Raw genomic sequence first — 13,320 nt, 5'->3', positions numbered from 1 at the left:
TTATTGCGAGAAAGGAATGAACTATAAATGGCACAAAAACCTCAAACTAGAGAGGAGCGCCGAAGACAACAGGCAGCCAAGACTAAGAAAACAAAAGGCAAGAAAGCGAATAAAGGAATGTTCAAGAAAATTTTCCTTACGCTGATTGCTCTTGGCATCATCGGCATGTTGACCGGAATCGCTACCTTCGCATTCATGATACAGGATACACCAAAACTTGATGAGTCCTTGCTTAAAGACCCTATATCTTCTAAGATCTATGATAAAGATAAAGAGCTTGTAACAGAAGTAGGTTCACAGAACAGGGATTATGTTGCCTATGAGGATATACCAAAATTAGTGGAAAACGCCTTTTTAGCGACAGAGGATGTACGATTCTATAAACATAATGGTATTGACGTCATCCGTCTTGGAGGAGCCGTTATAGCAAATATAACTGAAGGCTTTGGATCCGAAGGGGCTTCCACCATTACACAGCAAGTTGTCAAAAACTACTTCCTTGGCTTTGAAAAGACGGTATCAAGGAAAGCACAAGAAGCATGGCTAGCTTACCAGCTCGAACAAAAGTATACAAAGCAGCAAATTTTTGAAATGTATGTCAATAAAATATATATGTCAGAGAATATGCACGGTGTCCTGACTGCATCAAAGACTTATTTCGGTAAAGACTTAAGTGAGCTTGAGCTTCATGAAGCCGCCCTGCTTGCAGGAATGCCTCAGAGCCCTAATAATTACAATCCTTTTACGAATCCAGAAAAAGCAGAGAAGCGCAGGAATATTGTTTTATCCCTGATGAACCAGCATGGATTCATATCAAAGGAAGAGATGGAAAAAGCACAAAAGATTCCTGTGGAATCCAGTCTCGTCAAGGAAGAAAACAGGAAGAACAAGGATGAAGAGCCATTCGATGCGTTTGTCGATATGGTCATCGAAGAAGTAACCGAAAAAACTGATTTTGATATTTTTTCCGATGGACTTGAGATTTATACAACACTGGATCAAAATGCACAAAAACACGTAGAGACCATCCTTAATACAGATGCTGCTGTACAATTCCCTAATGATGAAATGCAAGCTGGCATCACGCTGCTTGATACGAAATCCGGGGAAATACGCGCAATTGGCGGTGGCAGGAAGCAGCAGGTCAAACGCGGCCTGAATTATGCGATTGATGTAAAAAGACAGCCAGGATCAACCATCAAACCAATCCTTGACTATGGTCCGGCGATTGAGCATTTACGCTGGGGTACCTACCATATGCTTGAAGATAAGCCGATGACCTATTCAAACGGCGAACCGATTGGCAACTGGAACGACAAGTATAACGGAGTCATGACCATGAGAATGGCTCTGGCAAAATCAATCAACATCCCTGCCCTGCAAGCCTTCCAGGCAGTAGGTAACGAAAAGGCAAGAGAATTCGGGGTCAAGCTCGGTTTAACACTAAATGATCCTATTTTTGAATCTGCTTCAATTGGGGCTCATGAAATAGCTCCAATTGAAATGGCTGGTGCATATGCAGCCTTTGGTAACAATGGTTTCTTTACAGAGCCATACTCAGTCAAAAAGGTTGTACTCCGTGACAAGACGGAAATTGATTTGACACCTGAGACGGAAGTGGTCATGAAGGATTACACTGCATTCATGATCTCCGATATGCTTAAGACGGCGATCAAGCAAGGTACAGGAGCAACTTACGCAAACATTCCAAACCTTCATGTTGCTGGAAAAACAGGAACAACGAACTACACACCGGAAGATATCAAAAAATGGGGGATTAAAAATGGCGGTGTCCCTGATTCCTGGTTTGTGGGCTATACAACAAGATATACAGCATCCGTCTGGACCGGTTATAGCGACAGAAAGACGGCACTGTACGGTAATGAACAAAAAATATCACAGACTCTGTTCAAGAACCTGATGACCTATGTATCTAAAGACATAGATACACCTGATTTTACTGTTCCAAAGAGTGTAGAAAGAGTCAAAATCGAAAAAGGTACGATGCCTGCAAAGCTTGCAAGTGAATATACTCCAAAGGATGAAATTCTTTACGAGTGGGCTGTAAAGGGCAATGTTCCTAAGGAAACTTCCAAGAAGTTTGAAAAGCTTGAAACACCTTCAAAGCTTGAAGCAAAATACGATGAATCGAAAAATGAAATCATCCTGAGCTGGGAATTCAATCAGGAGAATAAAGAGGGTATCCAATTTGAGGTTACTGCTTCCCTTGATGAAGGTCCTGAGCAAACTCTGACCACTACAGCAGAGACAGGCTTAAAAATCGCCAATGCAGTTCCAGGCGGAATTTATTCTTTCAAAGTCACAGCGATACGTGGTGAACAGCGCTCCGACCCGGCCAACCTTAAAGTTGAAGTTCCAGAACCACTCCTTCCTGAACCAGAAGATGGCGAGAATGAAAATGAAGAAGATGAGAATGAAGAAGGAAATGAAGATGGCCAAGGAAATGATAACGAAAACGGGAACGGGAACAGTAATGGAAACGGCAATGGTAATGGAAATAATGATGGTAATGATGACGGTGATGAGAATGCACTCCCTGGCACATAACCAGTTCTAAAAAAAACAAACGTCCTGATTCTAATCAGGACGTTTGTTTTTTGCTCTATTTAATGCCGCTTGTTTGGCAAACTGTTTTTCCTGTTCAGCGAACAACTCAGCAAGTTGTTTATAAGAATGAAAAAGTTTGGGTCTTGAAACAATAAAATCAAGCCTTTCTTCTACATTCACCGGTTTGATTTTACAGTCATTAATCGAATATAAATCTTGATTCAGGCTATTTGAAAGAAAAAGAAACTGTTCAAATAAATCTATCGCACTCTTCATCAATGGCAGTGCCCTATCGCTATCCCTGTTCTTAAAGTGAATATCTAGTTCAACCTTGCACTGCACCCATTCACTGAGAACCATCTCCACTGCTTGTACAAAATCCTGGGAGGAACTATCTGTTCTTTCCATTACGCTTTTGCTCTCATTCTTTTTTTGCCCTCTCTGCATACCTCCAGTAAAGGACATGTTTCACACTTGGGATTCTGGGCTTTACAATGGTATCGTCCAAAGAAAATCATCCTGTGATGCGTAATGGACCATTCTTCCTCAGGAACCTTTCTCATCAATGTCTTCTCAACCTCAAGAACTGAATCCTTCCAGCGGCAAAAAGCCAGGCGTTTGCTGACCCGCTCCACATGTGTATCAACTGCAATGGCAGGTATCCCGAAAGCGACTGAAACCACGACATTAGCTGTTTTTCGTCCAACGCCAGGAAGCTTTGTCAATTCATCCCTGTCCCGCGGCACCTCCCCGCCATACTCATCAATAATCATCCTGCAAAGCTTTTGGATATTTTTTGCTTTATTGCGATATAATCCAATTGACCGAATGTCCTGCTGCAGTTCTTCCAATGAAACACTCAAAAAATCCTCAGGACTTTTGTATTTTTGGAATAAGTTTTTGGTCACCTTATTCACCAGAGCATCAGTGCACTGAGCAGATAGGGCGACAGCAATGACCAGTTCAAATGGGTTAGAGTGAACCAGCTCGCAATGCGCATTAGGAAACATCCTTCCCATTTCATCAAGGCAAAACCGGATTTGCTGTTTATTTAACATATATCTCACCACATTTCTAAATTTACGACTTTCAATATAAATAAAGACATCACGTATCGAATAGAACCTAAAAAAAGAGAGAATAGATGCATTCTCTCATTACAATTACTGTTCAAGCCAGTTATAAAATGGAACAGGATTCGCAGAAACTTTCGTTTCTTCCTTCCCTGTCTTTTGAGCACTTTGGTGCTGCCTGAATTTCCTTCCATAACTTTTGGCTTGTTCGATCGTTTTGATCCCATTCTTCTTCCATTCAAAAAGAATCCGGTCTATGTACCGAAAATTCAATTTGCCAGAAATGACAGCTTCTCTTAATGCAGCTTTAATAATGATAGGGTCATGGTGATCATCATCCATCCACATTGCCAGTGACTCGCATTCAAAGGGTGATAACGGCCGGCCGAATTCCCTTTCAAACGCTGTATATAAATCCGTTTCTTCCTTCTGGTTGGTCATCTCTTTTTCCTGTTTCCGTTTGAGCATAAACTGATCAAACAGCTTTTCCCACAGCGGTTCCAGGGAGTATTTTTCATATCTGATTCCGTCCGTAGAATTCCCGTCACTTATCGATATAAACCCTCTTTGAATCAGTGCTCGGAGCAAATCTGTACATTCGAAAGCCGATATCGTCATGCGGGCTGCAAGTTCCGTAGGCGTAGGAAATTCATTTCCTTTTTCAGAAAAATAGAATACATGAAGTAATAATGCTAATTCTTGTTCGTTCAATCTCATTTCTTTGTACTGCGTAAGCAATACGGCAGGAATTGTAACATTCCCCTCTTTCAGCCAATCTAACATATCTGCTTTTTTCATTCCGGACACCTCTTTTCATAGTATAGCATGAACAAGCCCGGCTGGTAATAAAATAGAAAAAGATTAAAAAGGGAAATTAGTCGAAAAATAGCGATAAAGAAAGCTAAACCAGACAAAATAAAACAAGCTTCCCTAAAATACAACAAGGCCCGCAATGAACGGGCCTTTTCGTTTTTTATGGGTAAAGACGGTTCAGCAAACGTGGGAATGGGATCGATTCACGTACGTGTGCTACCCCGCTGATCCTCGCTACTGTTCTTTCAAGACCAAGCCCGAAGCCCGAGTGCGGGACTAGAGATTAAGACTTGCTGTCAATAAATTGATGAATTCTGCTGATCGCTTCCTCTAGGTGGTCAAGGGATGTCGCGTATGACAGTCGCATGTAGTCTGGAGCTCCAAATCCCGATCCAGGAACTACCGCAACATTCGCTTCTGTCAGCAATACTTCTGCAAACTCATCCACATCCTTGCAGCCCGTCATTAGAGCGGCTTCTTTTGCATTTGGGAACAGGTAAAATGCTCCCTGAGGCTTTATACAGCTGATTCCCGGTATTTCATTCAGCTTGCCATGGATGATTTCAAGTCTTTCCTCAAACGCCGTACGCATTGTTTCTACAGCATCCTGGGACCCTGCGTAAGCTGCAATCGTTGCATACTGGGCAGGTGTCGTTGGATTTGACGTGCTATGGCTTGCCAGGTCAGTCATTGCTTTGATAATTTTACTGTTACCAGCTGCATAACCGATTCTCCAGCCTGTCATTGAATGGGACTTGGACACGCCGTTGATGATGATCGTCTGCTTTTTAAGCTCTTCTGAGAGTTCAGCAATTGAGTTATGCTCAGCATTGCCATAAATTAATTTTTCATAAATCTCATCAGATATAATCAGGATACCCTTATCAATACATACATCACCAAGAGCCTTCAATTCCTCTTGGGAATATACCATTCCTGTAGGGTTGCTAGGGGAATTAATGATGACCGCCTTTGTTTTGTCGGTGACCTTTTCTTCTAGTTGTTCAGGGGTGATTTTGAAGTTGTTCTGTTCAAGCCCTTCAACATAGACAGGATTTCCTCCTGCAAGCTTCACCTGCTCAGGATAGCTGACCCAATAAGGAATCGGTATGATCACTTCGTCACCTTCATCAAGGATGACTTGGAAAAGGGTGTACAAGCCATGCTTAGCTCCACTTGTTACGATGATTTCATTCAACTGATATTCGAGCCCTTGATCACCTTTTAACTTCGCTGCGATTTCCTTTTTCAACTCCGGCAGCCCGCCAGATGGGGTGTACTTAGTGAAGCCCTCATTCATGGACTTAACAGCAGCATCAATAATATGCTGCGGCGTATTGAAGTCAGGTTCTCCCGCTCCTAGTCCTATCACGTCTTTCCCTTGCGCCTTCAATTCTTTTGCTTTCGCGGTAATTGCCAAAGTTGATGAAGGAGTGAGTGCTCCCACTCTGCTGGCTAATTGGATCTCCATCCCTTTACCTCCTATTTTTTGCACGTGGCTATGATTAAATATTTAATAATATCGTATTGTCCAACATTTCATCTTGATTCAAAAATTTGCCGAATGAGAATCACAAATTATCAATGGCTCTCAGTTTTTCACCGGTATCGAAATCGACATAATAATAATTTATTGTGTCGTTGTTGTTTCGGTAAAAAATTTCCCATGCCGGCCTGTCCGTCTTTTGGATTCTGGCCATGCCTAGCCTTACTTCAATAATTTCATTCGGATTTTTTTCCTGATATAGTTTATTTAAAGCTTCTTTTTTCGTGATACCATTTTTCGCATTTCTCGTGATAACTTCGCTGTTTTTTTCATTGATCCAAACATAAACATCTTCCTGTTTGGCATTTTTCCCCGTCATCACATAATAAGTCTCTTCACCACTATACAAACTGAAGTTTGTAAAATCTGAAAGGTTAGTTTCATTTGACGCAATTTGAACAGCCTCTTTTTCTGCTGCCTTCACTGGCTCAACCGCATTTAAGTATACATTGACCAGAATCCCCACAATTGTAACAACAATGAGGATACTGAAAAATATCCATTTCTTCACATGTATCCCCTTCTTTATGTATGTTTAATTCACTGCTTTAACAATTATTAAAAACAGCAGCTCAGTCCATTTATTCCTTCTTAATCATGTGCGGTAAATCGTAAAGATTGCTTTTTCTTTATCATCCTGATCCAATGCAAGACCGAACATGAGGTCATCACGCTTTAAAGTCCTGTTTAGTGCATCTACAATTTTATACAAATCAGGACTATTCTGGACCTTTACAGTCGAAACTACTTCAATTTTGCTTTCCATGCCCGCTTCCTCTCCTCTCACACAATTTTTGTCATTTATATATGAGCGTTCAGCTGGCAACAATACAATTAACACCACTCATTATATCAGGAGATGGTCCTCACTGGTAAGAGTATTGCTGACACACAAAAAAACTTTTCTAGTCCAAACATCAAAAATGGCTGCGCAGAATATGCGCAGTTTTTCTTCAGCCCGTTTTATGTTTTCGACACCTGCATCTCCAGCTGAAAATTGTAGTAAAATCACCTAAATCAAACCAGCTATTATTCTTCACTCAAAATCGTGATGACATCATAAGTTGAATCAGTAAGCTTAATTGTAACAGTACCATGCTGCTTTGTGAAATAAACATCAATCCAGGCTTCATGCAGCATCTCCACTAAATCCGGATCCGGTTTAATTGAATTTGATTTGAAGATGACTGCCAGCTGAGGATCAAGATGCTCGATCAGCAAATCTGAAAAAGAGCCTTTTGCAGCAAAAAACGGCAATTTGACAATATTGACATTCTTCAGTGGTTCGGCAAGAAAGGCTTGTTCAGAAGCATGACTAGCTGAACTAACATAAAAAATTTGATGATGAAAAAATTGAAAAGAAATATCTGTGCCTTCTTTCTCTTCACTGCCATCGAAAATGGCTTCTGCAGTCAACCCTGGCATTAGCTTTAACAAATCTCCCTGCTTCCAGGTTTGAACCTTCACTTCAGTCGGAATTGATGCTTCTGCAAGAATCTGATTACCAGCTTGTCCTGTTAATATCCTGCGTACATTGTATTTTTGGATTATTTGATTAAGGTTTTCCTGCCCCGCATTTGAGGTCAAAATAATAGTCGATAAATCATTAACATGAAAAAGAGTTAGCAGCCGTTCAAGTTCTTTTAATGTTTCCTTACCACCCGTATTCACCAGTATATTCTCACCATTAGCGTGCTGAATCAGCGCTGCCTCTCCATCGCTTAATGCTAAAAAAGTAAATGCCAATTCATTTCTTTTCAGATTTACATCTACCCCTTCAACCTCCACTGGAGCAGAAGGTGATTCATAAGGGAAATAATACCAGTTCATAAATGCCAGGATTGCTAATAACAGCTTCATGTACACTCCTCCAATTACTTCTAGCTATAGAGTGTGTCATTTAGCTAAAATTATAAAAGGCTTTTAAAAAAAGCGTCTTCCTCGGAAAAGTACTACAACCAATCATGAATCATATCGACTATTTCTGTTATAGATCCTTTCTCAACTGGAACGCCAGGTACCGATTGTAAAAATGCACTTCCGTATGAGGTGGTAACAAGCCTTCGATCAAAGATTAGAATCAGGCCTCTATCGTTTGATGTACGGATTAGTCTTCCAAACCCTTGTTTAAATCTCAGGACGGCTTCAGGGAGAGACAATTCAGAGAAAGGGCTGCCACCGTTTTCCTTGATCAAAGCACATTTTGCAGCTGTTATTGGTTCATCTGGCGGTGTAAATGGCAGCCTCACGATTATCAAACATGATAGATCCTCTCCCGGAATATCAACACCCTCCCAGAAACTGCTGGTCCCGAATAAAATCGCTTTGTCGAACCGTTTGAAGTTTCTGGTCAGTCTTGTCCTGCTGCCTGCAGTAATCCCCTGGGCAATCAAAATAAATTCTTCAAGGAGGCCGCTCTCCTTTATTAGTTCATACGTCTTTTTCAGCATCTCATGCGATGTGAACAAAATCAGCATCCGGCCCTTAGTTGCTTCTGCAATCGAGATGATATGTTCCGTAATGGCTGCCACATAGTCATCATTAGATACAGACTTTATATCCGGCAAGTCATCTGGGACAATGAGCTTGACCTGAGACTCATAGGAAAATGGCGATGGAATTTGCTTTTCCATCAGCGTATTTCGCAGTCCTAATTCCCTTTTAATAAAGGTGAAAGAATTATTAACAGAAAGGGTTGCTGATGTAACGACTACACTTCTTTTTTTCGCAAAAAATTGTTCTGACAAATAATCAGATACATAAACAGGTCGTGAAAAGATTGTCGTTGAATTTTGCAAAGCCCTCATATCTGCCTCAATCCATCTCACATAACCACTTTCGTCCATAAAAAGAGTCCTAGCCGTAATGCGGATTTTTTCCAAATCTTCTTTAACTGACACAACCTCTTCAAGGATTGATTGCTGCACGCCTGTATAGCGATGAGTGCTTTTCCCCGCCTCATCCAGCCTTCCTTCCAGAGCGGTGATTAAATCCTTTAAGTGGAAATAAAACCTTTCTGCGGTTGTTTTCAATGCGGTCCAAATCCGGTTATCCCTGTCCGGAACCATGCTTGCATTCAATTTGCTGCCATAAGATTTATTCTTCAACGCTTTTCTTGCATATGTTCCCGCAAGCTTGAAGAGCTCTTCTGTTTCATATACCAAATCAGATATCAACTGATTGATTTCAAACGTATGGAGCCTGCTGCTTCCCAGATCACCGTTATTATTGTTAAGCAATGTCTCCAATTTATAGAACAACTGGTTTTGGTCATATAAACCAAGCTGATTCAGTACGAGCCTGACAGCAAGATAATCCAGTGACTTGCCAAAATACTTTCCTGCCGCCTTTTCGAATTGATGACCTTCATCAAGTACTGCATAGTCATAATTCGGCAGCGGCCCCTTCTCTGAAACAAGGTCGGCAAGCAGCATTGAATGGTTAGTGATCAAAATATCCGCATTATGGGCTTTTTCGATAGCCCTTTGATAAAAATCATGATTCTCCCAGTGCTTCGTCTTGAGGAAAAGCGAGCGTTCATTTTTCACTTTACTCCAGAAGAGCATGCCCCCGCTGGACAAATTGAGTTCATCAAAGTCTCCAGTTTCTGTTTGCGTAAGCCAAACAAGGATTTGCATTTTAGTAAGGGCTGTATCGTAATTCTCCTCTACCTCCCTCAGAGAGTGCTCAAACCGGGCCATGCTGATATAGTTGTTCCTGCCTTTAATTAACGATGCATTTATGGTTGTTCCCAATACCTGTGCAAGTTTTGGGATGTCATTGAATAAGAGCTGTTCCTGAAGCTGTGTTGTGTAGGTACTGATCACAACCGGGTCATTACTCTCCAATGAAAAAATTGCTGCAGGAATCAAATACCCGAGGGACTTTCCTACACCCGTTCCCGCTTCAATCAAAGCATGGCCATTGTTCGAGAATGCTTCACGTACGCTGTCCATCATCTCGAACTGTCCGTGCCTGATTTCATATCCAGAAAATGCCTTTTGGAGTAAAGTCACCTTTTCCTTTACTGATTCCGGATACGCAATAGCACTTTGGATAATCTTGCTGATCACCGCTCTCTTTTTCAAGGCAATCCCGCGGTAGACCTCAATATGTTCAGGTAAGATCTCCAGTCTGCTCTCCATCACATTCAAGACATCATCAAAAATTAAGTGAAGATCACTCTTCAGCCCCTCTGAAAGCTTTGCCAGCTCTTTGACTGTGACCAAAGGCAACGCATTTATATCCTCAAGCATAATCAGAAGCAGTTCTGCTGTCACTTGTGCATCACTATCAGCCTGATGAGGGCGGTCATGGTGCAAACCCTCCCTTGCGGCCAAATCAGTCAGTTTATAACTGTCAGCAGTCGGATACAGGATTCTTGCCATTTCCACAGTATCTATAACAGGACCATAAAACCCTTCCTGTCCTGAATTTAATAATTCTTCTTGTAAAAAGGAAAGATCAAATAAGACATTATGAGCCACAAAATAAGCATCTTCAAGCATATCAGAAACCTGCGGAGCGATTTCCTTAAATAATGGAGCATCCTTTACCATTGAATCAGAAATTCCTGTCAACTCTTCAATGAAAGCAGGAATCTCCCGCAATGGATTGACAAGCGAGGAGAATCGGCCAGTAATCTTACCATCTTCAATGATCACTGCTCCAAATTGTATAATACTGTCACCCTTTTTAGGGGAATTGCCCGTTGTTTCTAAATCTACAACCACAAATTTTTGGCTCATTCTTCAATACACCTCTAACATTCAGTCAAACAAAACCGTATCATAAAAAATATGAAAGTGAAAGCGGCACAGTGCGTGCATCGCCCATCTATTAGATTTAATCCTTTTAGTCCTACTTATATTATTGCCATTTTGAATACTTTTGGATATCTTTTTGTCGTTGGTTATCCTTTTGAGTATACTCTTATATCATAGACCGACCTTGAAACCTGTTGAAAAACCGTATGAAAAAACTCCCGATGGTTCGGGAGTTTTCTGGCTTTATAAGAACACCGATCTTTCAGGTTCAGCATGAAGCATTTCTACTATACGGTTATTCTCATCCATCAACGCTACTTTTGGCTGGTGAGACGAAACCTTCTCTTCAGGAACAAGCGCATAGGAAATGATGATCACTACGTCACCCTCATGGACTAGACGGGCTGCTGCCCCATTCAAGCACACTACTCCGCTCCCTCTTTCCCCAGGAATAATATAAGTTTCGAAACGTGCGCCATTATTATTATTGACAATTTGAACCTTTTCATTAGCTACCATTCCGACTGCGTCCAGAATATCAGTGTCGATGGTGATGCTGCCGACATAGTTCAAATTGGCTTCAGTTACTCTTGCTCGATGTATTTTAGCATTCATCATGGTGCGGAACATGGTATAAAATCCCCCTATATAAATTATTCTACTTCTAAAATGGCATTGTCAATCAGTCTTGCTTTAGAAAACTTCACCGCAAGGGCAATGATCACTTTCCCCTTCAATGTCTCCAACTCTTGCAGCTCAGGATAAGAATAGATTTCAACATAATCAACTATACCTGACGTATTCTCATGTATATGATGTTTCACCATTTCAACAAGTTCACACGGATTTCTTTCGCCTCTCTCTATGGCGATTCTCGCCATATCCAGGCTTCTGCTAAGTTCAACTGCCTGTTGTCTTTCATCTTCACTTAAATAGACATTTCTCGAACTTTTTGCAAGGCCATTTTCTTCACGTACTGTTTCAACCGGAATCAATTCTATCGGAAAATTGAAATCCTTGATCAGGCCATCGACCACTGCGACCTGCTGGGCATCCTTGAGGCCAAAATATGCCCTCGTTGGCTGGATGATATTAAAAAGCTTGATTAAGACAGTTGCTACCCCGTCAAAATGCCCTGGCCTTGATTTGCCGCAAAGGACATTTGTCCGGTCGACAACAGATATTCTAACTGAAGCATTATCCGGATACATTTCTTCAGCAGAAGGATAGAATATAAAATCTACCCCCTCAGCCTCCGCAATCTTATGGTCGCGCTCAAAGTCCCGAGGGTAGGCATCCAAATCCTCTGTAGGACCAAATTGGAGCGGGTTCACGAAAATGCTCAGGACGACAAGGTCATTTTCCGGACGAGCCCTCTCCATCAATGATATATGGCCTTCATGCAGGAAACCCATGGTTGGTACATATCCAATGGATTTCCCTTCAGATTTTAATTTTTGCATCTGTTCCTGCATCTCGGTGATTGTTCTAATGATCTTCATTCTTTTCCCCCGTACAGTGCCAGCAATTCTTCTTCTTTCATGGTAAAGCTATGTTTATCTTCTGGGAAAGCCTTGTGTCTGACTTCGGATACATAGGCATTGAGCCCTGAAGAGATCAATTCATTTACATTCGTATACTGTTTTACAAATTTAGGGACACGGTCCACGCCATAAGTGATTATATCGTGGTATACAAGCACCTGGCCGTCCACCTCAGCTCCAGCCCCGATTCCAATTGTCGGGATTGCCAGGGCCTGGCTGACTTGTTCTGCAAGCTGTTTAGGTACGCATTCGAGCACAACAGCAAAGGCGCCTGCCTCTTCGCATTTTTTTGCGTCATCAATCAGTTTTTTGGCCGCATCCGCGCTCTTCCCCTGCACTTTATATCCGCCAAGTACGCCTACAGATTGCGGGGTGAGGCCAAGATGTGCTACGACAGGAACTCCTGCCTTCGTCAGTGCTTTTATATGGTCAATAACCTCATCGGCACCTTCTAATTTCACAGCGTTTGCCCCTGTTTCCTGCATGATTCTCGCACCGTTTATAAGCGTGTCTTTGATCGACAGATGATAGCTCATAAATGGCAAATCGACAACAATGAATGTATTGCCTGCTCCCCGCCTGACAGCTTTCGAATGGTGAATCATATCCTCCATTGTCACTGGTACAGTCGAGTCATAGCCAAGCACGACCATTCCAAGGGAATCACCCACGAGGATCATATCAGCTTCAGCCTGTTCTGCATGCTTGGCTGAAGGATAATCATAGGCTGTCACCATGACGATCTTGTTGCCCGTTTGCTTCATTTTTAAGAAATCAGTTGTTTGTTTCATTACCATTCCTCCCTTTTTTTGAAGAGGAGATAAAACAATCCATCAATGCCAGACACTAAAAAAAGGACCCATCTATACCAGAAGGACCCTTTGAAGCCTGTACTTGTTTCATCCCTCTGTCCCAGTCCGCTATCGGATCCAGGCAGAACTATTTTTTTATAAAATAAATCAACAAGGTGCAGTTCTCTCGATACCGCCCAGATTGATTATAGCAAATGA

12 protein-coding genes and 1 pseudogene are annotated in these 13,320 nt (G+C 41.7%); 1 reads left to right on the top strand and 12 read right to left on the bottom strand.

Going from position 1 to position 13,320, the window contains the following annotated elements; translation table 11 throughout:
* Window positions 1–27: 27 nt before the first annotated feature.
* Window positions 28–2,568 carry a PBP1A family penicillin-binding protein gene (locus ACH0QE_RS22795; protein WP_415802717.1) on the top strand — a complete coding sequence of 847 codons (2,541 nt, stop codon included), beginning with the start codon at window positions 28–30 and terminating at the stop codon, window positions 2,566–2,568.
* Window positions 2,569–2,598: 30 nt separating this feature from the next.
* On the opposite strand, the gene ACH0QE_RS22790 is transcribed toward ACH0QE_RS22795, so the two are convergent.
* The 12 genes and pseudogenes from ACH0QE_RS22790 to panB all read right to left on the bottom strand — a co-directional run bounded on the left by ACH0QE_RS22790 (window position 2,599) and on the right by panB (window position 13,101).
* Window positions 2,599–2,976 (bottom strand): YpoC family protein, encoded by a 378-nt coding sequence (locus ACH0QE_RS22790; protein ID WP_415802716.1) that lies wholly within the window; start codon window positions 2,974–2,976, stop codon window positions 2,599–2,601.
* Complete coding sequence (gene nth / locus ACH0QE_RS22785; RefSeq protein WP_415802715.1) at window positions 2,976–3,626, bottom strand: endonuclease III; 651 nt, start codon at window positions 3,624–3,626, stop codon at window positions 2,976–2,978. The genes ACH0QE_RS22790 and nth overlap by 1 nt, the downstream gene beginning before the upstream one ends.
* Before the next feature lie 105 nt (window positions 3,627–3,731).
* Window positions 3,732–4,439 carry a DnaD domain-containing protein gene (locus ACH0QE_RS22780; RefSeq protein WP_415802714.1) on the bottom strand — a complete coding sequence of 236 codons (708 nt, stop codon included), beginning with the start codon at window positions 4,437–4,439 and terminating at the stop codon, window positions 3,732–3,734.
* 175 nt (window positions 4,440–4,614) lie between these two features.
* Window positions 4,615–4,731 (bottom strand): annotated as a pseudogene (locus tag ACH0QE_RS22775) (amino acid--tRNA ligase-related protein); the annotation flags it as partial.
* Between the two features lie 6 nt (window positions 4,732–4,737).
* Window positions 4,738–5,919: a pyridoxal phosphate-dependent aminotransferase gene (locus ACH0QE_RS22770; RefSeq protein WP_415802755.1), complete on the bottom strand. Its 1,182-nt coding sequence runs from the start codon at window positions 5,917–5,919 to the stop codon at window positions 4,738–4,740.
* A gap of 106 nt (window positions 5,920–6,025) precedes the next feature.
* Entirely contained in the window at window positions 6,026–6,511 is a 486-nt protein-coding gene (locus ACH0QE_RS22765; RefSeq protein WP_415802713.1) for a DUF5590 domain-containing protein, read from the bottom strand.
* 84 nt (window positions 6,512–6,595) lie between these two features.
* The gene (locus ACH0QE_RS22760; protein WP_084135367.1) at window positions 6,596–6,766 is read right to left on the bottom strand and encodes a YpmA family protein; all 171 of its coding nucleotides are present in this window, start codon (window positions 6,764–6,766) and stop codon (window positions 6,596–6,598) included.
* Window positions 6,767–7,029: 263 nt separating this feature from the next.
* Complete coding sequence (locus tag ACH0QE_RS22755; RefSeq protein WP_415802712.1) at window positions 7,030–7,860, bottom strand: ATP-dependent DNA helicase; 831 nt, start codon at window positions 7,858–7,860, stop codon at window positions 7,030–7,032.
* Between the two features lie 92 nt (window positions 7,861–7,952).
* Window positions 7,953–10,748 carry an ATP-dependent DNA helicase DinG gene (dinG, locus tag ACH0QE_RS22750; protein WP_415802711.1) on the bottom strand — a complete coding sequence of 932 codons (2,796 nt, stop codon included), beginning with the start codon at window positions 10,746–10,748 and terminating at the stop codon, window positions 7,953–7,955.
* Window positions 10,749–11,009: 261 nt separating this feature from the next.
* Window positions 11,010–11,396: an aspartate 1-decarboxylase gene (gene panD, locus ACH0QE_RS22745; protein ID WP_415802710.1), complete on the bottom strand. Its 387-nt coding sequence runs from the start codon at window positions 11,394–11,396 to the stop codon at window positions 11,010–11,012.
* Between the two features lie 23 nt (window positions 11,397–11,419).
* Window positions 11,420–12,268, bottom strand: coding sequence for a pantoate--beta-alanine ligase (panC, locus tag ACH0QE_RS22740; RefSeq protein ID WP_415802709.1), 849 nt, complete (start codon window positions 12,266–12,268; stop codon window positions 11,420–11,422).
* Window positions 12,265–13,101 (bottom strand): 3-methyl-2-oxobutanoate hydroxymethyltransferase, encoded by an 837-nt coding sequence (gene panB / locus ACH0QE_RS22735; protein WP_415802708.1) that lies wholly within the window; start codon window positions 13,099–13,101, stop codon window positions 12,265–12,267. Before panB ends, panC begins: the two co-directional genes overlap by 4 nt.
* Window positions 13,102–13,320 lie beyond the last annotated feature (219 nt).

Source organism: Mesobacillus sp., assembly GCF_047739415.1.
Classification (GTDB): Bacteria; Bacillota; Bacilli; order Bacillales; family Cytobacillaceae; genus Mesobacillus.
Note: the sequence above shows the minus strand (reverse complement) of the source record. Positions and strands in the feature narration are given on the sequence as shown.